This is a genomic window from Natronobacterium texcoconense (assembly GCF_900104065.1).
GTDB lineage: Archaea > Halobacteriota > Halobacteria > Halobacteriales > Natrialbaceae > Natronobacterium > Natronobacterium texcoconense.
In genome coordinates, this window is sequence record NZ_FNLC01000001.1 from 1,396,370 (window position 1) to 1,416,181 (window position 19,812).

Consider the following 19,812-nt stretch of genomic DNA (forward strand, 5'->3'; position numbering starts at 1 on the left):
TTAGGCATCCCCCTGTGGCGGGTGTGGTCGGCCGATGAGCTTTCCGTCGCTGATCGCGTCGACGTCGTCCGCGACCATCCGGAACGACTGGTCGCGTCCTTCGGTGTCGGCGCGTCGCGAGAGTCGTGCCTTGTGGATCTCCTTGATGTCGTCGTCCATCTCGAGGTCGGCCCACTCGAAGATGCGGACGCGACCGTCGTCGTCGCGGGCGGGAAGGACGGCTCCCTTCGCACTGTCGCTGGGGGCGAAGGGGACGTCCAGCGCGCCGGAGTCGAAGGCCCGGATCGTTCCCTGGACGACGTCGCCGTCGCCGTGCTCGAAGATGGTATCCATCAGACACCGCGTCTCGCGCTCGATGAGGTCCTGTTCCTCCGCGATGCCGTCGATGTCGATGTTCTGTTCGATCGCCATGTCGATGACCTGTCGCGTCGTGCGCAGGCCGGAGGCGTTTGCCTCCTTGGTCGGCACCCCCTGGAACTCCTGTGGAGACTTGGTGATGACCTTGTCCGGCTGGGCAATCGCAGCGGTCATCCCGCCGAGGCTGATGACGCCGTTGGCGCGGGCCTCGTCCGGCGGGAAGCCGCCCATCCACTCGTGGAAGACGGTCGTGACGACGACCTCGTCGGGGAGGTACTCGTCGCCCAGTTTCTGCAGGGCGTTCAGGGCAGCGACGTCCTGAACGACGTTACCGACCTGCCCGTAGCCGAGCGTGATCGAGCGCACGCCCTGTGTGGCGGCGAGCTGTCCCTCGACGATCATGATCGCGATCGCGATCGATGGCGGGACGAGCGTTCCCGTGAGCGGGCCGAACGGTTCGCGGTTGATCCGCACACCCCGTTCCGTGTACGCGCCCGCGAGTCGATCCACGAACTGCCACTTCTCGATGGTCTCCTCGAGCCCGTGGCGTTTCGTGTACGGGATGTTGTACGAGATCGGCCCACCCTCGAAGCTCTGGAAGCCGCCAGCGAAGGTGATCGCCGCGAGCAGTCGTGCGTCGGGCGTGCCGTGGCGCACCTCGATCGGTGCCTCGATCGAATCGATCAACTCGCGACAGCCGTCGACCCCGTGGTTGACCGCGGGGAAGCCGTTGAGGGTGTCCTCGCCCGTCTCGCGGGCCTTCTCGAGGCCCTCCTGAGCTTTCCCGTACTCGTTGTCGCGCGTGTAGGAGTCGATAGTCGTCGGCAAGAGGTCGGCCTTTCCCTCCCCGTGGAGGTACTCGAGCAACTCGATCTGGTCGTCGAGCCGTGGAACGCCGGCCCGCGGCTGCAAGAGCGGCTTGTCGGCCGACTCGAGGACGTCGGCGAACCGCTTGTGGGCGGGAAGCGACTCGTGGTACGCGATCGCGTCCTCGAAGTCGACCTCGCTTCCGGTCGGCCAGCCGGACCGGATCTCTTCGTCGATACGCCGTAGCTCGTCGGATGGAATACGTTCGTCTCGTATCATCTAGGAAGTGATAGTAGCACGCTCCGACTCGGTCGGTGTGATCTCGAGGTCCTGTCGCAGGGCGGCGATTGCTTCCTCGGGGTCGGTTTCGGAGTCGAAGACGCGGTCGAAACCGAGCTCCTGGAACGTTCGCCGGGTCTGCTCGAAGTCGTCCTGTCCGACGGCGAGGTTGCCGCCGATGTAGGTGACGGCGTCGACGTCGGCCGCTTCCAGGACCTCGTGGAATCCCTGACAGTCCTGCTCGGCGTGGCCGTAGAGCGAGGATACCAGTACAGCCTCCGCGTCGTGTGCTACTGCTGCCTCGGCGAACTCCTGCTGGGAAGTCTGGACGCCGAGGTTGACGACGTCGAAGCCGGCTGCACTGAACGCCTGCTCTAGGATCGTAATGCCAACGACGTGAGCGTCGGAACCGATCACGCCGAGGACGACCGTTCTGGGCATCGTGTGCAGAACCATGAGGAATCGCACTATAAAGTTAATGATCTTCCATGATAATATTCCTTAATGACCCTTCATCACCCCCATTGACATGCAGCCACACCATCATTATTAATAGTAAAGGTTTTTGCGGCTATCGGCAGAAGCGAGAATACCTTCATGATCGATGGTAAAGATTCGGGCTCCACTGACGGGGGCGCGCTCTCGAACCTACGGGTGCTCGACCTGACGCAGGTGCTGGCCGGACCGTACTGTACGATGTTGCTCGCGGACCTGGGTGCAGACGTGGTCAAGATCGAGCGACCGGGCGGCGATCTCATCCGATCGAACCCACCGTTCGTCGACGATGCGGACGAAGAAGCCTACGGCGGCTACTTCCAGAGTGTCAACCGCGGAAAGCGAAGCATCGAACTCGACTTCAACGAGGAGGCCGACCGCGAGGACTTCCTCTCGCTCGTCGAGGAGGCAGATATCGTCGTCGAGAACTACCGGTCCGGGACGATGGAGAAGTACGACCTCGGCTACGAAACCCTCCGTGAGTACAACCCACAGCTCATCTACTCCTCGATCCGTGGCTTCGGCGATCCACGCACCGGCGAGACCGAACGGCAAGGCCAACCCTCGTTCGACCTCATCGCGCAGGCACTCGGCGGCGTCATGGAGATCACCGGCCAGGAAGACGGGCCACCGACGAAAGTCGGTCCCGGCATCGGCGACCTCTTTACCGCGACGCTTAACTGCATCGGCATCCTCGCGGCCGTCAACCACCGCGAACAGACCGGCGAGGGCCAGTACGTCGACACCGGGATGTACGACGCCATGATCAGCATGACCGAACGCGCGATCTACCAGCAGTCCTACACTGGCGAGCCCCCGACCCGACGGGGCAACTCCCACCCGACGCTGTTTCCCTACAACGCCTTCGAGACGGCAGACGGCTACGCCGTCGTCGCCGCCTTCGGCACCAACCACTGGACGGAAGTCTGTGCCGCAATGGACCGCCAGGACCTCGCCGACGAGTACCCGACCGCCGCGGACCGTCTCGAACACCGCGAGTACCTGCGCGACCAGATCGCCGACTGGGCCCTCGAGCGGACGACCGACGAACTAGTCGACGCACTCGAGGGTCGCGTCCCGGTCGCGCCGGTCCAGAACACCGAGGAGATCTTCGACGATCCGCACGTCCACGCTCGTGACATGCTCGTGCCGGTCGAACAGCCCGGTTCGGGTGAGGACGTCGAAATCGCGGGATCGCCGATCAAGATGACCGAAACGCCACCCGAGCCGCGGGGTCGAGCGCCGCTGCTGGACGAACACCGGGAGGAAGTGCTGGGGGAGAAAGCGGAGACGGCCGCGGACGATTGACCACGGTTCGATCGATTTCGCATTCGTTTGCTGGTAGTTCGGGAACCAGACCTCGTCTCGTTGCTCGAGTCATCAATCGAGAGGGTGATTCCGCCGCGCCGGATGCGTACCTCGGTGACTGTCTCGTAGTCGCAGTTGGACGGATTCCGACTGGTGCTCGATTGCCTCGCCGACCACTGGTTTCATAGTGTGACAATTCGAGGCATCGAGTATCATGAGTCAGGCGACGCTCTCGCATCGGCCGTACACGAACTCGAATCTTTTCTCCGGCCACTACCTCGACGAGCGCGTACAGGACCGCGAAGAGTGGGACTGCGACGAAGCGGCACGAGCCGCGATGGACGAACTCGAGGATCTGTACGAACTCGAGTCCGACCTCGTCTCTGGGTACGCCGAAGACCCGTTGATCGACAACTGGATAGACGAGGTGCTCGACGTACTTGGATTCGGGACGAACGTCGAGACGACGCTGCCCGACGGCGGTGGTTACGTCGACGCGTTGCTGTTCGAGGACACGGAGTCGCGGCGGGACGCCGCCGAAGTCTACCTGAGTACGGAAGACACGACGGATCTATTCGAACGCGGCGTGGGTCTCGTCGAAGCCAAACAGTGGGACGCTGACTTCACGACCCGGTTCAGTGAGCAGCGACCCTACCGCAACGCCTCTCACCAGATCAAACACTACCTCGAGCGGACGCCGGAGAACATCCAGTGGGGTATTCTCACGAACGGGCGCAAGTGGCGACTGTACGGGACGAAAGACTACGAGACCCAGACCTACTACGAGGTTGACCTGCCGGAACTGCTCGAGAAGGGCGACCTCGAGGCGTTCAAATATTTCTACGCCTTCTTCCGACCGGAGGCGTTCCGCGAGGGGTCGGGGTCGACGTTCCTAGATTCTGTTCGTTCCGAGAGCGAGACCGTCGCCCAGGAACTCGGTGAGGACCTGCAGGATAACGTCTTCACGGCAGTCCGGGTGCTCGGTCGCGGGTTCGTCGAGTCGAACGATCTCGATATCGATCCCGAGAACGACGAGGCACTCGCGGAGTTGAAAGAGCAGTCGCTCGTCTTGCTCTACCGGTTGATGTTCGTCCTCTACGCGGAATCGCGGGGATTGATCCATCCCGAAGGAGGTGATGCGGTCACCGAGTACGAGGACAACTTCAGCTTAGACGAGTTACGCCTCGAGATTCACGACGAGATCGGCGAGGTCGACGACGGCTTCGACGAAGCCTACAGCGAACACTCGACGACGATGTGGAGTCGGCTCGAGGACCTGTTCCGACTGGTCGACGAGGGCGAGGAGTCGCTGGGCATTCCGCCGTACAATGGTGGCCTGTTCAACCGCGAGGAACACGAGTTCCTGACGGAAAACGAGGTGAGCAACCGGTATCTCGCGGAGGTCATCTACCGGATTTCGACGACCGAGAACGACGAGGGTCGGTACGTGCTGGCCGACTACGCGGATCTGGATACGCGACACCTGGGAAGCGTCTACGAGGGGCTGTTAGAGCACCAGTTCCGGATCGCGCCGGAGGCGTACGCGGCGGTCGCCGAGGACGGCGGCCAGGTCTGGAAACCCGCGACGGAGGTGTCAGTTGCGGACGCCGTGGAAACGGTCGACGAAGGCGGCCTGTACGTGGTCAACGACGAGGGCGAGCGCAAGGCCACGGGAGCGTACTACACGCCCGACTATGTAGTGACCTACATCGTCGAGGAAACGGTCGATCCGTTGATCGACGAGATCCGCGAAGATCTACAGGAGCAGGGCTTCGAGCCGGGAACACACGAGTATCTCGGTGCGTTCTACCGGCGGGTACTGGATCTGAAGATTCTCGACCCCGCGATGGGCAGCGGCCACTTCCTCACACGGGCGACGGAGTATCTCGCCCAGCAGGTGATGGAAGAGGTACGCGATATCGAGGAGGCGACGGCGTTCGACGAGCAACGGGTACGCCGCGACGTCGCGAAGGAGTGTATCTACGGCGTCGACCTGAACGGCATGGCGGTCGAACTCGCCAAGCTCTCGATGTGGCTCGAGACGCTGTCGGCCGACCAGCCACTGGCGTTCCTCGATCACCACCTGAAGGCGGGGAACTCGCTCGTAGGGTCGGACGTGACCGACGTGCTCTCGAGCGACGCCGAGGAAAACGGCGGTCAGCTAACCCTCCAGCAGGCGCTGGCTCGCGTTCGTCAGGATACCCTCGAGCACGTGATGGAACGGATGCAGGAGTTGCTCGAGATCGACAACGAGACGCTCGAGGACGTTAAGTCGATGGAAGAAATCTACGACGAGGTCCGCAGTGATCCGTTCTACCAGCGACTGTTCGAGTTGACGAACGTGCATACTGCAGAACGGTTCGATCTGGACGTTCCGGAGGGAGCCTACGAACGGATGGCTCGAGCGATCGACGACGAGGACGAGTGGGATGACGTTCGGGAGGAAGACTGGTTCCAGACCGCCCAGGAGATGGCCGGTGGAGAGGCGTTTTTCCACTGGGAGTTGGAGTATCCAGAGGTGTTTTTCGACGAGAATGGGGAGAAGCAGGAGGATGCTGGATTCGATGCGGTGATTGGGAATCCACCCTGGGTCGACGTAAAAGGGTTACGAGACCCCGAAGTTCTCTTCGAGCTGTTTGATACCAGTTTCAATAGAGTGAATATTTATGCTGCGTTTATCGAGCGGTCGACGACGCTGTTAGGGCCTGATTCGGAGTTCGGATTCATTACTCCGAACTCCTATCTGACTCAGAGCTCGTATCAACCGCTCCGAAAACATATTTTGGATAACCATAGTATCGAGACAATTGTCCGTCTTCCCGATGGAATCTTCTCAAATGTCACGATGGAGACGGCAATCTTACTCACACAAACTGGCCAAAACGGAATTGATACTGTCGATACGATACGGTTTCCACGTGATGTTGAAATCGCCGATATTCCTGAACCAGTTGCCGATGTATACGAGACAGACGTCAGTTGGTGGAGGGAGACGGACGACCTAATATTCGATATTTTCACATCCGACTCTGAACGGCGAGTCATACAGCGAATCGAAGCGACAGATGTTGTGATTGGGGATGAGTTTGAGTCGTGTTTGGGACTTACGCCATACGATAAACATCAAGGACACACCGAAGAGCAAATCGAAAATCGGGTCTTTCATTCAGACGAGAAGGAAACAGACCAGCACTATCCGATCACGACGGGAGAAGGGATCAACCGATATCGATTGACGTGGGAAGGTGGCGAGTGGATAAAATACGGGGACTGGTTAGGTTCAGAACGAGAGAAACGATTCTTCACTAAACCTCGTTGTGTCATTCGTCAGATCGTTTCAACGGAGGGACGTGGTATTTATGCCGCCTACTCAGATATTGAACTTTTCCACACGCAAGTTGGATTCGTTCTGCTCCCGAAAGGAGACGAGAACGCTGAAGAACGAGCTAAATCCCTCACAGCGATTATTAATTCGAAGCTAATGACATTCTACCACCGTAAGCGGTTCCTCGACGAAAACAAAGATACGTTCCAGAAAATTCTGATTCAAGACGCTGTGGACTTCCCGCTTCCCATAGGATACCACCATCCAGATTTGGTTGAGAATGCGGAGAAGATGGAACAACTCGTCGCCGATTACGATTCTCTCAACCTCGATTTGCTTGATCATCTTGGCTCCTATTCGGAGGGCCAAACCCTCTCTGACGTTGGTTTTTCTCAGCCCCCAGAAGGAGCCGCCGACTCCATCCTCACCGACACCGCCGAGGACCGCGAGAACCTTCGGGTCGGGACCTGCGAAGTCATCCGGGAGTCCCCCACGTCCCTCGAGATCAGACTCACGGCCCGCTACAAACCGGAAGACGAAGACGAGTACGAAACCGACCAGTGGGGGTACACCGAGACCGAACCGCTTCCGGCGCTGCGGATTTCGGATCTCACCGAAACCGAGGCCGACCTGATCGAGACCTTCGTCCCCGTCGCCGTCGACGAGGCCGGCGGCTTCGCTGACTTCCGCGAGACCGCCACGAAGACCAACTCGCTCGTCGATCGCCTCCGGAAACTCACCCTCCCCGCCGTCGACGACGTCCGCGACGGCCTCGAGAGCTATCTCGAGACCAAAGCGCGCGCCGAGGAACTCGAGGAGAAGATCGAGAAGACCGACGAGTTGATCGACGAGATCGTCTACGAGTTGTACGGGCTAACCGACGAAGAAATCGAAATAGTCGAAGAGGCGGTCAAAGAGTAGTACTCGAATTTACTCGATCACAGCATCCTCTCGAAGACGGTATTCGTACTGTATCTGCCCTCGAGAGACGCTTTGACGAACCACATCATCGTGGCGATTCATATCGGACAACACGCTAGATGCCCCGCCGTTCGAGATCGTGTACCCGATTTCGTCCGAGCTCGTCAAGGCGCTACTCACATCGTGAGCGTCCATCCAGTCGCCGGTTTTGAGAACGCGCGCTACCCGCTCCCGCCACGTATCTTTGGGAATTCGACGACTCATGATACGAAATCAACATCTTTTGCCTATAAGTGTTCCGGGGAAGAAGATATAGGAATCCGATCAATCGCGCTCGAGTGCTGGTAACGGCCGTATGATTCCTCTTACTTCCGTCGGCCCGTCCAAAAGAGTCGTTAGATGAATCCACGACGGCTGCAGTCGTGAATCGATGCGATACCCGAGTCGGTAGATCCGTCAGCGATCCTTATCGGACTTCGATTGCGCTCGTTTCGATTCCGAACGCTCGTCGGGACTCCGCCCTCGAGCCAGATTCACACCCACGGCAAGCCCGTCTCGAGTCGGATCGGCGGCACCCGTATACCCTGTCTCGTCGATCGCCATGACCTGGACGTTCCCCTGGTCGTCGGGGTCGTCGGCCCACGGCTGACCGCGTGCCTCGCCGTACTCGCGGGCTGCTTCTGGGACGCCCTCCTCCCACATGACGTCGAAGTCCCGGGCGCTGAAGATCGTCGGCTCGAGCAAGGCGTCGAGTGGCTCGAGGCCGTAAACCAGGTGGTGGAGGATGGCTTGCTGGGTGCTGGTGATGATCATGAATCCGCCCGGTGATCCGGCGGTGAAGATCGGCTCGCCGTCGCGGAAGGTGATCGTCGGACTCATGCTACTCAGCGGCCGCTTTCGGGGCTGAACCTGGTTCGGTCCGCCGGGTTCGAAGTCGAAGTCCGTCAACTCGTTGTTGAGCATGAACCCGCGTCCGGGAACCATCGTTCCGGAGCCCATGAGCTGTTCGATGGTCGTCGTGTAGGAGACGACGTTACCGTGTCTGTCGGCGGTCGTGAAGTGAGCGGTCGCGCCGGCCGGTTCGGACTGCCCCGTCGCCCAGTCGGGGGTGAACCGCTCCGGCGCACCCGCCGGCACGCCCGGCGGGACCTCTTCGCCGGCCGCGTAGTCGGCGATGGTGCTCTCGAGGTCGATCCGGCTGGCACGCTGACGGAGGTAGTCGTCGTCCAGCAGGCCCTCGACGGGGACGTCCACGAACTCGGGGTCGCCCATATACTGGTCGCGGTCGGCCCAGGCGACGCGATTGGCCTCGGCGATGAGGTGGTACTTCTCGGGCGCGCGGAGGTCGTACTCCTCGACGTCGAGGAACTCGAGCATCCGCGTGATCATCGCGACCGTCGTCGGGCCCGACGTCGGCACGGGCTGGCCGACGATCTCGAAGTCGTAGGCCTCCTTTCGCACCGGTTCGTCGATCGTCACCGAGTACTCGGCGAGGTCGCGCTCGTCGATGCCGGGGCCGCCCTCGAGTCCCTCGACGGTAGCGGCGATGTCGCGAGCAATTGCCCCCTCGTAGAAGACGTCACGGCCGCCGCGAGCGATCAACTCGAGCGTCTCCGCGAAGTCCTCGTTGACGAGCGTGTCGCCGGGCTGGGGGACGTTGCCGTTCTCGTCGAGGAAGACCTCGCGTGCCGCGTCGTTGAACCTGTCCAGGTTCTCCGCGATCTGTTCGGAGAGGTATTCGTCGACGGTGAAGCCGCCGGCGGCGAGCTGAATCGCGGGCCGGAGCAATCGCTGTCTTGGCCTGGAGCCGAACCGTTCGCGGGCCGTCTCGAGGCCGTCGAGCGTGCCGGGGACGCCGATGGCTTCGCTGCGCTGGATAGCCTCGTCGAACTCTCGTGGCTCCCCGTCGTCGAGGAACATCTCCGGGTGGGCGTCGCGGGGTGCGCGTTCGCGGCTGTTGATGCAGTGGACGCTGTCGGAGTCCGCGTCGTAGACGACCATGAATCCGCCGCCACCGATACCGGAGGCCTGCGGGGAGACCACGTTCAACACGTACTGGACCGTGACGGCGGCGTCGATCGCGTTCCCACCTTCGGCGAGGATGCGTGCGCCGGCGGCCGACGCGCGTGGATCCTCCGACGAAACCATGCCGTCCGCCGCGGTGACCTGTCGGCCACAGTCGAACGATGGGTGCGAACAGTCGACCCCGTCCAGGTCGGCCGTGGCGAGATCCGTCGGCGGTTCCGACGCGACCGTCTGCGTTCCAAGCGAGAGCGCCCCGGCGCTCGCTCCCGTCGCTGCGAGGAATCGTCGTCGACTGAAACGTCCGGTTTCGTATCTGTCGTCCGGCGATGACGAGTGTCGTGTCATAGAGGACACCAGTGGCTCTACCGAAATCGAGAAAAGGTTTTCTCGGAAATCCGTGTCTTTCACGCGCTACAACCACATATACGGTGGGAATACTGCAGCAACGGACGCTTATTTCGAGAGTTCTGAAGCAGAGTACAACGAGCCGGTTGGCTTCGCCGACTCGGACGAGTAGCGACCAAGAGTAACCCTTTTGCAACCCCCACACACACGTCCGAGTATGAGTCAGGATTGGCCAGTCGACCCCGACGGGGAGGAAGGCAGCGAGGGGATGCGAAAGTACGACATGCGTATCATCGCGGACAAGGTCGACGAGGAAGAGGACTTCCCGATGGTCGTCTCCGAGTTCGTCGAAGAGTACGGCGACCACCCGATCCGGATCAACCACGAGGAAGTCGTCGCAATGCGCGAAATCTTCGAGTACGTCGACGCCGAGGAGTTCGAAGAGATTCTCGACATGCACAAGGCCGTCGGAGCGGCGATGCGCGAGGGGAACTTCTGGAAGTACCACCCGCAGGGTGAGGATCCGGAAAAGGTTCCAGCCTGAGAAACCGACACGCGAACCGACTCGTTTTCCCATCACGAATCTGGATTACGTATCACTTATACTACGGGCGTCGGAAGATTCGGCTACAGTGACTAACACGCAGGTTACGCTCCTCCAGATCGACAACTACGGCCCGTGGACCGTAACGCCCGAACCGAGGCGAGAGGCCGATCTCCAGACGCTGCAATCGCGACTCTACGCCGACGTCTCCCAGTTCGTCGGGAACCGCGGCGGCTACACGTTCTTCACGCGATTCGACAACATGATCGCCGTCACGAACGGCCTCGACCTCGAGGACCATCGAGTCCTCCAGGAATCGATCGGGAACCGCTACCCCGTGACGCTGAGTCTCGGCGTCGCGACCGGTACGGACCCCGTCCACGCGCTGTCCGATGCGACGACCCGCCTCCAGGAGGCCGGCAGCGCCCAGGACGAGGACCGCCGTGAGTGTCTCGAGGGCCGGATCATCGAGGACGACCATCGGACCGACGAGGACGTCCAGATCGCACATTTCGACGTGATCAACGCGACTGGCAACTACACGGACGAACTCAACGCCTTCGACACGTTCATCGAAATCGAACAGGGGTATGCCGAACTCATGCGACACATGCGCTATGCCCACGACAGTCTCTCCTTCTTCGTCGGCGGCGACAACGTGATCGTCGTCTGTCCAGACCTTGGATACGACGAGTACGAGGAGGCGATCGGCCACGTCGAGGAGGCCGTCGACGTCAGCCTTCAGGTCGGCGTCGGGCGTGGAAAGAGCGCCCACGACGCCGGGTTCGCGGCGAAACACGCCCTCGAGACCTGTCGGGCCGACGGGACGCGAGTCGAACTCGAGTGGGAGTCCTGAGAGCGACCCGCTCTGTACGCTCCCGAACCGAGAATCTTCGCCAGCGACGCGCTTAAACGTGCCGGAGGTAGTTTTTAGCCGGTCTATCGCTAGTATTCCTGTATGGAATCGGAACTGTCGGTCAAAGACGTCCTGACCAACGAATACGTTGGGGTCAGCGAATCCGATACCGTCCTGGATACGGTAACCGTCATGCGCGAGGAGCGTGCGGGCTCTGCGCTCGTCGTTCGCGGCACCGATCCGGTCGGGATCATCACCGAGTGGGACGTGCTCGGGCTCGTGGCCGACGAGGAAGACCCGGCCGAAACGACCGTCGAGGACGTCATGACGACACCGGTCATCACCGTCTCACCGGATCGATCGCTCACCGATGCTGCGAACGTCATGGGTCGGGAGAACATCCGCAACCTCGTCGTCGAGAACGCCGCCGACGAAGAGGTCCTCGGGCTGGTCACCCAGCGCGACGTCATCGCCGCCGCTGGCTCTTTCCAGGCGACAGTGACCCCGCCGCGCTCGAGCGGGCTGGGAGCCGACGCCGAGGCCGAACCGGGGAGCGGCGACCTTACCCGCGATCCACACTTGGGGAACAACGAGAACGTCGACTCGGAAGTTCACCCGAACGGTGGCGACGAGTACACGACCCAGGGCGTCTGCGAGGCGTGTGGATCGCTCGCGGACTCGCTGTGGGAGTCGAACGGCCAGCTCATCTGCGCCGACTGTCGAACGGTGTGACCGGCTCTCGCGTTTCCGTCGCCGACTGTCGTCGGACCGACCACTCCGATAGAAAGACCTTTCGGGGGCGGCGGTGGATTTGATCGACAATGATCGATACCCTCGACGACCTGGACGTCGAAGGGACCACCATCGGTGTCCGCGTCGACGTCAACAGTCCGATCGACGACGGGTCCCTCGCCGACGACGCCCGACTTCGGGCCCACGTCGACACGCTCTCGGAACTGCTCGAGCGTGGCGGTCGGGTCGCCGTCCTCGCCCACCAGGGCCGGCCGGGAGGCGACGAGTTCGTCTCGCTGGAGTCTCACGCCGACCGGCTTGCCGAACTGCTCGATCGGCCCGTCGACTACGTCGACGCGACGTTCACCGAGGCCGCTCGCGAGGCGGTCCGGTCCCTCGAGAACGGTGAGTGTCTCGTCCTCGAGAACACCCGCTTCTACAGCGAGGAGTACATGGAGTTCGACCCCGAGCGGGCCGCACGGACGCATCTCGTCGAAGGTCTCGCGCCCGTACTCGACGCCTACGTCAACGACGCGTTCGCGGCGGCTCACCGCTCGCAGCCGTCGCTGGTCGGCTTCCCGACCGTGTTGCCCGGCTACGCCGGTCGCGTCATGGAGGCCGAACTCGACGTGCTCGGCTCGATCGAGGAGACGCCCGAACCGCGGGTCTACGTCATCGGCGGCGCGAAAGTCTCTGACTCGATCGACGTCGCCTGGAGCGTCCTCGAGAAGGGGCTGGCCGATCACGTCCTCACGGCGGGTGTCGTCGGCAACGTCTTCCTCATCGCCGACGGCGTCGATCTGGGCGATGCGAGTTCTGATTTCATCTACGACCAGGGCTACTGGGACGAGATCGACCGCGCCACGGACTTGCTCGACGCCTACGGCGACCGGATCGCGCTACCCCGCGACGTCGCCGTCGAGCGGGACGGCTCCCGCAAGGAAATCGGTGTCAACGCGTTGCCGCCACAGGAAACGGAGGCAGCCATGGACGTCGGCGATTCGACGCTTACCTACTACCAGCGGATCCTGTCGGACGCCGGAACGGTCATCCTCAACGGGCCAGCGGGCGTCTTCGAGGACGACCTGTTCGAACGAGGCACACGGGAGCTGTACGAGGCCGCGACCGCGGTCCCGACAAGTATCGTCGGCGGCGGCGACACGGCTGCAGCCCTGCGACGTCTCGGCGTCGAGGGCTTCACCCACGTCAGCACCGGTGGCGGTGCAGCCTTGCGGATGCTCACCGCCGAATCGCTTCCTGCCGTAACTGCCCTCGAGACCGACACCGAGAATGGCGGCACCGACGATTGAGATCGAACCCGCGACGGCGGACGAAATCGACGCAGTGACGAAACTGTGGGTGCGACTCGCCCGGGACCAGCGCCAGTACGACTCGTACGTTCGCGCCGACGAGAACCGGGAGACGATGCGGGAGACGCTCGCAGCCCACGCTGCAAGCGGCGGACTACTCGTCGCCCGCGACGACGGCGCTCTCGTCGGGTTCGTTTCGTTCTCGATCGAACGCGGAACCATCGAACTCGACGCCACTCGAGGAACGCTCTCGAACCTGTACGTCGAGCCAGCCTACCGCGAGCACGGCGTCGGTACCGCCTTGCTCGAGCGAGCGGAAGCTACGCTCGCGGAGCAAGACGTCGACGTGATGATCCTCGAGGTGATGAGCGACAACGAGACCGCGCGCCGGTTCTACCGTGACCGTGGCTACGAGACGTTTCGCGTGACGATGGAGCGGTCGCTCGAGGATCGGTCGCAAAACGATACACACTCAAAGGAGGAGACGTAACTCACGGACGGCGCCAGGGGAGCATGGGCGGTTCATGCACTCGACTTGTAATCGAGACTTCCGGGGTTCAAATCCCCGCCCTGGCTTTCTGTCGCGAACAAATTCGTGAGCGACGACGCCAGATGGGATTTGAATCAGAGAGCAGCTTTGCTGCGACCGTGGTTCATAATCCTCGCCCTGGCTTGCTGTAACGAACGAATTCCGTGAGCGACGGTGCTAGCTGGGATTTGAATCAGAGAGCAGCTTTGCTGCGACCGTGGTTCATAATCCCCGCCCTGGCTTGCTGTAACGAACGAATTCCGTGAGCGACGGAGCTAGCTGGATTCGAATCAGCAAGCGGCTTCGCTACGAACGTAGTTCGGCTCCCGTACTTTTGACGTCGGTCCTCACCGCCGAACGGCCTGCGTTAGAGGTTCGTCGCGTCGTGTGGCACCGAGACCACCGGACAGTCGGCGTTCAACAGGAGTGATTGACTAACGCTGCCGAACAGCGCCTGTCCCAGTGCTCGCCGCTTCCGGCCGCTGACGACGATGTATTCGGCGTCGTGTTCGTCGGCGTAGGCCCTGATGACTTCGGCTGGCTCGCCGACCAGTCCGACGGCTTCGAACTCCTCGAGTCCCGGCACCTGGTTCGCGGCGTTCGTCGCGACTTCGGCTGCGTTCCGTTGAACGTTCTCGACGATTTCGTTGACGGCTCCTGCCTCTCGTGTTCGGAGTGCTTCTTCGGAGACGTCGGTGAAGTCGACGGTCGGGTCGCCGACGTGGACGACGTGTAACTCCGCGTCGTACCGGTCGGCCAGCTCCGCTGCCCGCGTGACGACCGTCACTGCCCGGTCCGATCGGTCGACTGCTGCGACGATTAGCATACTCGTTGTATCCGATCGTTCGGTATTATACTGGCGGGTGTGCCGATCCAGGCACCGCCCGATCGGTCCGAACCGAGACCCGCCGTTGGCTACCGAACCCCTGTTCCGTCGAATTCCGGCTTTCCAAGGGCCGCCTGAACGCCGAATACGACTACCTGAACAGTTACATCCATCTTAAATATAACAATATTAGCCATGTATTCTAAAACAATAAATACAATAGTGTATATTTTTGTCCACCAATGTATTTACCATACCATCAACACTGCGTTGAGGCCAGAGCGTTTATATGTGGCCGGAGAAAGTCTCCGGTCAATGCTACTCTCAGTCGATAGTACGGATACCGACGAACTCCAATCACTCAGTTTCGAAGTCATCGCTGCGGTCGCCGAGCGAGAAGGTGTCGACCCAACCGAGATCGAACCACCGGAGTACGACGCACTCTACGAGGTCGTCAATCCCGAAGCACTCGACTCCCTGTTTGCAACTCGAGAAAACGGAATAGAGCGGCCAACCGGACAGGTTTCGTTCCCGTTCTGTGGCTATCACGTCGTCGTGACGAGCGAGGGAGACGTCGAAGTGTCCGAAGCGGATAACTGACCTCGGCCACGGTCCGAGAAGACGGGCTCAGTCCCGGTGACGGTCGATTCGCTCCCGCCATTCCGACGGCAGCGACCGGGACGTCCCCGTCTCTTCGTCGCGGACGACCTGCACGGTCCGAGCGGTCGCCGCCCGCTTCCCGTCGGCACGGATCTCGTACTCGAGCGGGAGACTCGAGGTTCCCAGTTCCGCTGGGTCGACGCCGACGGTGACGTCGTCGTCGGCCTCGATCGGTCGGACGTAGTCGATCTCGAGATTCACGAGTACCGTTCCGACCTCGACCAGCGAGACGCCGAGAACGTCACGGAAGTACGCCTCGCGTGCCTGCTCGAGGTAGGTCGCGTAGGTCGCGTTGTTGACGTGGCCCATGAAATCGATGTCCCGGAGTCGGACGTCGAGGTCGACCTCGTAACTGTAGTCGGCCATGTCGGGACGGACGGAGTCGACCGCCGTATGGGTGTCGTTCTCGTATGACGGTCTACTCGGGCTGGCGTGCCGCCTCGAAGACCTGCTCGTGGAGTCGATCCGCGACGATATCCATCAGCGGCTCCATGTTTCGCGTGTCGGCCCGGTTGTACTCGACGAGCGTTTCCAGTGCGCCGTCGTCGCCACGCTCGTACTCGTGCCAGAGGCGAACCGCGTCCCGGCCGCTGATATCGGGTAGCTCGCGTTCGATGCCGATTTCCTGTTCGATCTCCTTCAGGCCCCCGTCTAACCCCAGTTTCTTGCAGGGGTACATCAGGTCGACGTGTGGAACCGAGACCTCGAGGTCGTAACAGGTCTCGAGGAAGGGAACGTCGAATCGCTGGCCGTTGAACGTGACGAGCAGCGAGGAGTCCTCGAGTTCTCGCGAGAGTCGATCGGCCGTGAGATCTCGGTCCTTGACGAAGGTCTTGGTGTCGCCGCCACGGTGGAGGCTGACCGTCGTCACGTCGTTACAGGAGGCGTCGAGTCCCGTGGTCTCGATGTCCAGAAAACAGGTCTCGCTACGGACGTTCTCGTAGAGTCGCCAGCGACTCGAGGCCGGCAGGCGTTCGGCGAAGGGAGAGACGTCACCCTGCTCGAGGTGATTCCAGCCCTCGTCGATGAACGCCTCGATTCGGTCGGCGAGCGTCTCACCGACGACGCTTCCGTCGAACTCGTCCCAGTGGGTGATCCCGTGTTCCCACAGGCGGCGCTCGGTGGTCTCGCCGACGCCGCGAACGGGAATGAAACTGTTCTCGATGCGCACAGCAGTTGAAGCGGTCGGAATCGACAAAAACGCTTGGATCCGCCGCGAGGCTACAGTCGAATCCAGTCCGTCTTCGTTCTCGCCCCCGGCGTTCCATCCCGGAGGTGCCACTGCTGTTCGTAGCTCCCGTCGCGAACCCGGAGCACGACGACCGCGTCGAAAAGCGGCTCGAGCAGCGAGAGCGTATCGTGACCGTGGTCGCGTGGCAGGTGGTAGTGACCCATCCCCCGTGCATCGTCGATCCGGGACGTGATCGTCCGAAGGAAGTGAAACACCTGTTCGGCGTCGTACGCTTCCAGTAGCCCGCCGAGCGAGTCCAGACAGACCCGAAGCTCCGACGGAGAGAAGCCGTCGGCGACCGCCTCGAACTCGTCGATCGCCGTGACGACCTCGTGTGCCAGTGGCTCCAGTGACGACCGACGGCCGGTCCCCGTCGAGAACTCGAGGGTCATCGTCCCGTTCTCGAGTCGTCGGGAGACCACACTGCCGGTCAGTCGACGTTTCTCGCCGTCGGCGACCACCAGCTGATATCGTGGTTCCGATCCCCGTCTCCCACACAGCCGGTGACAGGCAGCGTCGTGACAGCCCCCGGTGCCACCGACGAGCAGGATATTGCTTCCTCGTCGTTTGAGTGTCTCGAGAGTGCGTGCAAACGCCGCCCCCTCGATCCCCCGCGTCCCCAGTTCACTCTCCATTGGAGATAGTAAACAGGCGTCCCCGGAATAAATATTTCGGCCATCGGCAGCTCTAGAAATGCACGCGTGGCCAGACCAGCGGACGCCATCGAAAGTTTCTCCGGATCGTTCCAGCGAGGACGGCAGTGTCCGCCGGACTGACCGTCCGGCTTTTCATACCGGACCCCGTAGAGTCGGTATGGCCGATAACGACGACGAGCTCGCTGAAGCCGTCCGCGAGCTCACACGGACTATCGACGAGCTTCGCCGGGAACTCGAGTCCGAACGTTCGCGGCGGGGGCCACGACTCCGGCCACCGACGCCACGGGAACTGCTTGCTTTTACCGACGACGTCGCGCTCCCCGCTGTCCTCTCGGTCCTCGAGGCGAGCGTTCGTGCCCTCGAGACCTTCCAGCGCGGGCTCGAACTCGTCAGGACCGAACGCGAGGTCCGCGATCGGACGAACGAGGCAGCGGCTACAACGAGCGACCGTGCGGACCAGTTCCGGCGGACGACGCTGTCGCGACTCGACACCGTCCTCGAGGAACTCCAGCGTGCGGCCTCGGAGGGCGCACTCCCCGCCGACGACGAGGCACGAGACCTGCTCTCGGAGGCACGACGGCTCCGCGACGAGGTCGACGACCGCCTTCGAGCCGAGACCGACGAGGTCGAGACGCCGGACGAACCGACCGGCTGGCAGGGAGACGAGACGGTCAGTATCGACATCGAGGAAGGCACACCGCCGGAACCCGACTCGAGCGACGAGCCCGACGAACCCGATCCGTCGGTCGACGTCGAGGCCGAACTCGAGACGCTCAAAGATCAGTACGGACCCGAAGAGGAGAGTTCGGACGGTCCTGCAGCCGACGAGACCGATGGAAATCCGGATTCGAGTGATACGGATGGTGATCGGGAAGACTCGAGCGAGGAGTCCGGAGCCGACGCGAACGACGAAAACGGGGACTCGAGCCCCGACGACGGTTCGGACGAGAACTAAACTGGTTCGAATCGGTAGCCGTCCCAGGACTGGCTGTCGGGCTCTCGGATGCCCGCACCCGGTTCGCGAAGCGCTTCCTCGTAGACCGGCTGGACCTCGTCACCCGTTTCGACGTCACCGGTCGTCAACTGGACGATCGCACGGACGAAGTCGTCGCCGTCGTCGAACGCATCACTGACGTCGAACTCGACGATCGCGAGGTGGTTCGGTTCGCGGACGCCCGGCGGCGTCGCCGTCGAGGTCGTCCACGTGACGACCTCGGCCGGGTACTCCGTCAGATCGATCGTCTCTACCGGTTCCGCACCGCCCGGACCGCGCGGATGCCCGGGGTAGCTGATCGTACCGTTCTCGTATCGGGTCGCTTCCATCGTCATTGTGCTGCCTCCATGATCGTGGTGATGACGCAGTTCCCGAAGCCGCCGACGTTACACGTGAGGCCGACGTCGGCCTCGACCTGTCGCGGCCCGGCCTCGCCGACCAGTTGCTCGTAGATCTCGACGCCCTGTGCGACGCCGCTTGCCCCCAGGGGATGGCCCTTGGACTTGAGCCCGCCGGAGGTGTTGATCGGCAGTTCGCCGTCGCGCTCGGTGTACCCCTCCTCGACGAGTTTCCAGGCCTCGCCCTGTTCGGCGAAACCGAGTCCCTCCATCTGCAGGAACTCGAGAATGGTGAACATGTCGTGCAGTTCCGCGACGTCGATATCCTCGGGATTGCGGCCGCTCATCTCGTAGGCCCCTTTGCCGCTCTCGACGACCCCACCCATCACGGTCGGGTCCTCGCGTTCGTGGACGACGTGGGTGTCGGTCGCACCGTCGATGCCCGTGATGACGGCGTACTCGTCTGCGTACTCCTCGGCAACCGACTCGGGACAGAGCATCAGCGCCGCCGACCCGTCCGTGATCGGACAGAAGTCGTACAGCCGCAACGGATCGGCGACGATCGGTGACTCGAGTACCGTCTCGAGGTCGACCTCCTTCCGGAACTGGGCGTTCGGGTTGTCGAGGCCGTTCTCGTGGTTCTTGACGGCGACTTTCCCCAGGCTCTCGCGAGGGGCGTCGAACCGTTCGAGGTAGTGTCGCGCGGTCAGCCCCGCAAAGGAGGGGAGGGTGACGCCGGTCTTGTATTCGGCCGGGTGGGTCAGCGACGCGATGACGTCCGTCGCCTCACCCGTAGTCTTGTGAGTCATCTTCTCGCCGCCGACCAGCAGCGTCATGTCGCTCGCGCCGCTGGCGACCGACTGCCAGGCGGCGTAGATCCCCGCACCGCCGCTGGAACTGGTCTGGTCGACCCGCTGAGTGTAAGCCGGCATCGCATTCAGGTCGTGTGCCAGCGCGTTCGGGATACCGGTCTGTCCTTCGAACTCGCCGCTCGCCATATTCGAAACGTACAGGTGGTCGACCTCGGCTGCGTCGACACCCGAATCCTCGAGACACTCGAGTCCGGCCTCCGCGAGGAGATCGAGAACCCACTCCCCCTCGCGTTGCCCGAACTGGGTCATCGAGGCACCGATAATTGCAACGCGTTCCATATCCTACGTGACTCGAGTCAGCGATTTATATGGTGGGGGTCGCGATTCTGTCGGTCAGGCCTCGAGCGCCAGGCACGCCCGACCGTCTCGAATCGGTGCGACAGGCCGGTCGCCTCGGTCGTG

18 protein-coding genes and 1 tRNA gene are annotated in these 19,812 nt (G+C 62.1%); 10 read left to right on the forward strand and 9 right to left on the reverse strand.

The window, feature by feature from the left end; translation table 11 throughout:
• Together BLR35_RS07055 and glmS are read right to left on the reverse strand one after the other, a co-directional pair.
• Entirely contained in the window at positions 1 to 1,443 is a 1,443-nt protein-coding gene (locus BLR35_RS07055; protein WP_090379349.1) for a methylaspartate mutase subunit E, read from the reverse strand.
• Positions 1,444 to 1,899, reverse strand: coding sequence for a methylaspartate mutase subunit S (gene glmS / locus BLR35_RS07060; RefSeq protein ID WP_090379353.1), 456 nt, complete (start codon positions 1,897 to 1,899; stop codon positions 1,444 to 1,446).
• Positions 1,900 to 2,040: 141 nt separating this feature from the next.
• Between glmS and mct the strand changes: the two genes are divergently transcribed.
• Both mct and BLR35_RS07070 read left to right on the forward strand, forming a co-directional pair.
• The gene (gene mct, locus BLR35_RS07065) at positions 2,041 to 3,246 is read left to right on the forward strand and encodes a succinyl-CoA:mesaconate CoA-transferase (RefSeq protein WP_090379356.1); all 1,206 of its coding nucleotides are present in this window, start codon (positions 2,041 to 2,043) and stop codon (positions 3,244 to 3,246) included.
• Between the two features lie 214 nt (positions 3,247 to 3,460).
• Positions 3,461 to 7,492, forward strand: a complete 4,032-nt coding sequence (locus BLR35_RS07070; RefSeq protein ID WP_090379359.1) for an Eco57I restriction-modification methylase domain-containing protein — start codon at positions 3,461 to 3,463, stop codon at positions 7,490 to 7,492.
• A gap of 456 nt (positions 7,493 to 7,948) precedes the next feature.
• Here BLR35_RS07070 and ggt read toward each other — a convergent pair whose 3' ends face one another.
• On the reverse strand, positions 7,949 to 9,862 hold the full coding sequence (gene ggt / locus BLR35_RS07080; protein ID WP_090379365.1) for a gamma-glutamyltransferase: 1,914 nt from the start codon (positions 9,860 to 9,862) through the stop codon (positions 7,949 to 7,951).
• Between the two features lie 217 nt (positions 9,863 to 10,079).
• On the opposite strand from ggt, the gene BLR35_RS07085 reads away from it, so the two are divergent.
• The 6 genes from BLR35_RS07085 to BLR35_RS07110 all read left to right on the forward strand — a co-directional run bounded on the left by BLR35_RS07085 (position 10,080) and on the right by BLR35_RS07110 (position 13,880).
• Positions 10,080 to 10,406 (forward strand): DUF5785 family protein, encoded by a 327-nt coding sequence (locus tag BLR35_RS07085; RefSeq protein ID WP_090379368.1) that lies wholly within the window; start codon positions 10,080 to 10,082, stop codon positions 10,404 to 10,406.
• An 88-nt stretch (positions 10,407 to 10,494) separates the two neighbouring features.
• Positions 10,495 to 11,262 (forward strand): GTP cyclohydrolase III, encoded by a 768-nt coding sequence (locus tag BLR35_RS07090; RefSeq protein WP_090379371.1) that lies wholly within the window; start codon positions 10,495 to 10,497, stop codon positions 11,260 to 11,262.
• Between the two features lie 102 nt (positions 11,263 to 11,364).
• Positions 11,365 to 11,994 carry a CBS domain-containing protein gene (locus BLR35_RS07095; protein WP_090379374.1) on the forward strand — a complete coding sequence of 210 codons (630 nt, stop codon included), beginning with the start codon at positions 11,365 to 11,367 and terminating at the stop codon, positions 11,992 to 11,994.
• A gap of 89 nt (positions 11,995 to 12,083) precedes the next feature.
• Positions 12,084 to 13,304 (forward strand): phosphoglycerate kinase, encoded by a 1,221-nt coding sequence (locus tag BLR35_RS07100; protein WP_090379377.1) that lies wholly within the window; start codon positions 12,084 to 12,086, stop codon positions 13,302 to 13,304.
• A complete protein-coding gene (locus BLR35_RS07105) occupies positions 13,285 to 13,794 on the forward strand; it encodes a GNAT family N-acetyltransferase (RefSeq protein ID WP_090379380.1) in 510 nt (169 codons plus the stop codon). The genes BLR35_RS07100 and BLR35_RS07105 overlap by 20 nt, the downstream gene beginning before the upstream one ends.
• A gap of 12 nt (positions 13,795 to 13,806) precedes the next feature.
• Positions 13,807 to 13,880, forward strand: a tRNA-Thr gene (locus BLR35_RS07110).
• Positions 13,881 to 14,200: 320 nt separating this feature from the next.
• On the opposite strand, the gene BLR35_RS07115 is transcribed toward BLR35_RS07110, so the two are convergent.
• The gene (locus tag BLR35_RS07115) at positions 14,201 to 14,659 is read right to left on the reverse strand and encodes a universal stress protein (RefSeq protein ID WP_090379383.1); all 459 of its coding nucleotides are present in this window, start codon (positions 14,657 to 14,659) and stop codon (positions 14,201 to 14,203) included.
• A gap of 315 nt (positions 14,660 to 14,974) precedes the next feature.
• Here BLR35_RS07115 and BLR35_RS07120 point away from each other — a divergent pair, with 315 nt between their 5' ends.
• Positions 14,975 to 15,259 (forward strand): DdfA family disk-determining factor, encoded by a 285-nt coding sequence (locus tag BLR35_RS07120; protein WP_090379385.1) that lies wholly within the window; start codon positions 14,975 to 14,977, stop codon positions 15,257 to 15,259.
• A 27-nt stretch (positions 15,260 to 15,286) separates the two neighbouring features.
• Here BLR35_RS07120 and BLR35_RS07125 read toward each other — a convergent pair whose 3' ends face one another.
• The 3 genes from BLR35_RS07125 to BLR35_RS07135 are packed head-to-tail and all read right to left on the reverse strand — an operon-like array spanning position 15,287 to position 17,185.
• Complete coding sequence (locus BLR35_RS07125; RefSeq protein WP_090379389.1) at positions 15,287 to 15,685, reverse strand: acyl-CoA thioesterase; 399 nt, start codon at positions 15,683 to 15,685, stop codon at positions 15,287 to 15,289.
• A 52-nt stretch (positions 15,686 to 15,737) separates the two neighbouring features.
• Positions 15,738 to 16,490: a ribonuclease H-like domain-containing protein gene (locus BLR35_RS07130; RefSeq protein WP_090379392.1), complete on the reverse strand. Its 753-nt coding sequence runs from the start codon at positions 16,488 to 16,490 to the stop codon at positions 15,738 to 15,740.
• Positions 16,491 to 16,540: 50 nt separating this feature from the next.
• Positions 16,541 to 17,185, reverse strand: coding sequence for a DUF7504 family protein (locus tag BLR35_RS07135; protein ID WP_090379395.1), 645 nt, complete (start codon positions 17,183 to 17,185; stop codon positions 16,541 to 16,543).
• A 178-nt stretch (positions 17,186 to 17,363) separates the two neighbouring features.
• Between BLR35_RS07135 and BLR35_RS07140 the strand changes: the two genes are divergently transcribed.
• Positions 17,364 to 18,161, forward strand: a complete 798-nt coding sequence (locus tag BLR35_RS07140) for a DUF7547 family protein (protein ID WP_090379398.1) — start codon at positions 17,364 to 17,366, stop codon at positions 18,159 to 18,161.
• On the opposite strand, the gene BLR35_RS07145 is transcribed toward BLR35_RS07140, so the two are convergent.
• Both BLR35_RS07145 and BLR35_RS07150 read right to left on the reverse strand, forming a co-directional pair.
• The gene (locus tag BLR35_RS07145; RefSeq protein WP_090379401.1) at positions 18,158 to 18,535 is read right to left on the reverse strand and encodes a nucleic acid-binding protein; all 378 of its coding nucleotides are present in this window, start codon (positions 18,533 to 18,535) and stop codon (positions 18,158 to 18,160) included. The two genes, BLR35_RS07140 and BLR35_RS07145, sit on opposite strands and share 4 nt — an antisense overlap.
• Positions 18,532 to 19,689 (reverse strand): thiolase family protein, encoded by a 1,158-nt coding sequence (locus BLR35_RS07150; RefSeq protein WP_090379404.1) that lies wholly within the window; start codon positions 19,687 to 19,689, stop codon positions 18,532 to 18,534. Before BLR35_RS07150 ends, BLR35_RS07145 begins: the two co-directional genes overlap by 4 nt.
• Between the last annotated feature and the right edge of the window lie 123 nt (positions 19,690 to 19,812).

Excerpts from the sequence above, each read along its gene's own strand:
- BLR35_RS07055 (WP_090379349.1), bottom strand. The coding sequence starts at position 1,443 with ATGATACGAGACGAACGTATTCCATCCGACGAGCTACGGCGTATCGAC.
- glmS (WP_090379353.1), bottom strand. The coding sequence starts at position 1,899 with ATGGTTCTGCACACGATGCCCAGAACGGTCGTCCTCGGCGTGATCGGT.
- mct (WP_090379356.1), top strand. The coding sequence starts at position 2,041 with ATGATCGATGGTAAAGATTCGGGCTCCACTGACGGGGGCGCGCTCTCG.
- BLR35_RS07070 (WP_090379359.1), top strand. The coding sequence starts at position 3,461 with ATGAGTCAGGCGACGCTCTCGCATCGGCCGTACACGAACTCGAATCTT.
- ggt (WP_090379365.1), bottom strand. The coding sequence starts at position 9,862 with ATGACACGACACTCGTCATCGCCGGACGACAGATACGAAACCGGACGT.
- BLR35_RS07085 (WP_090379368.1), top strand. The coding sequence starts at position 10,080 with ATGAGTCAGGATTGGCCAGTCGACCCCGACGGGGAGGAAGGCAGCGAG.
- BLR35_RS07095 (WP_090379374.1), top strand. The coding sequence starts at position 11,365 with ATGGAATCGGAACTGTCGGTCAAAGACGTCCTGACCAACGAATACGTT.
- BLR35_RS07100 (WP_090379377.1), top strand. The coding sequence starts at position 12,084 with ATGATCGATACCCTCGACGACCTGGACGTCGAAGGGACCACCATCGGT.
- BLR35_RS07105 (WP_090379380.1), top strand. The coding sequence starts at position 13,285 with ATGGCGGCACCGACGATTGAGATCGAACCCGCGACGGCGGACGAAATC.
- BLR35_RS07115 (WP_090379383.1), bottom strand. The coding sequence starts at position 14,659 with ATGCTAATCGTCGCAGCAGTCGACCGATCGGACCGGGCAGTGACGGTC.
- BLR35_RS07120 (WP_090379385.1), top strand. The coding sequence starts at position 14,975 with ATGCTACTCTCAGTCGATAGTACGGATACCGACGAACTCCAATCACTC.
- BLR35_RS07125 (WP_090379389.1), bottom strand. The coding sequence starts at position 15,685 with ATGGCCGACTACAGTTACGAGGTCGACCTCGACGTCCGACTCCGGGAC.
- BLR35_RS07135 (WP_090379395.1), bottom strand. The coding sequence starts at position 17,185 with ATGGAGAGTGAACTGGGGACGCGGGGGATCGAGGGGGCGGCGTTTGCA.
- BLR35_RS07140 (WP_090379398.1), top strand. The coding sequence starts at position 17,364 with ATGGCCGATAACGACGACGAGCTCGCTGAAGCCGTCCGCGAGCTCACA.
- BLR35_RS07145 (WP_090379401.1), bottom strand. The coding sequence starts at position 18,535 with ATGACGATGGAAGCGACCCGATACGAGAACGGTACGATCAGCTACCCC.
- BLR35_RS07150 (WP_090379404.1), bottom strand. The coding sequence starts at position 19,689 with ATGGAACGCGTTGCAATTATCGGTGCCTCGATGACCCAGTTCGGGCAA.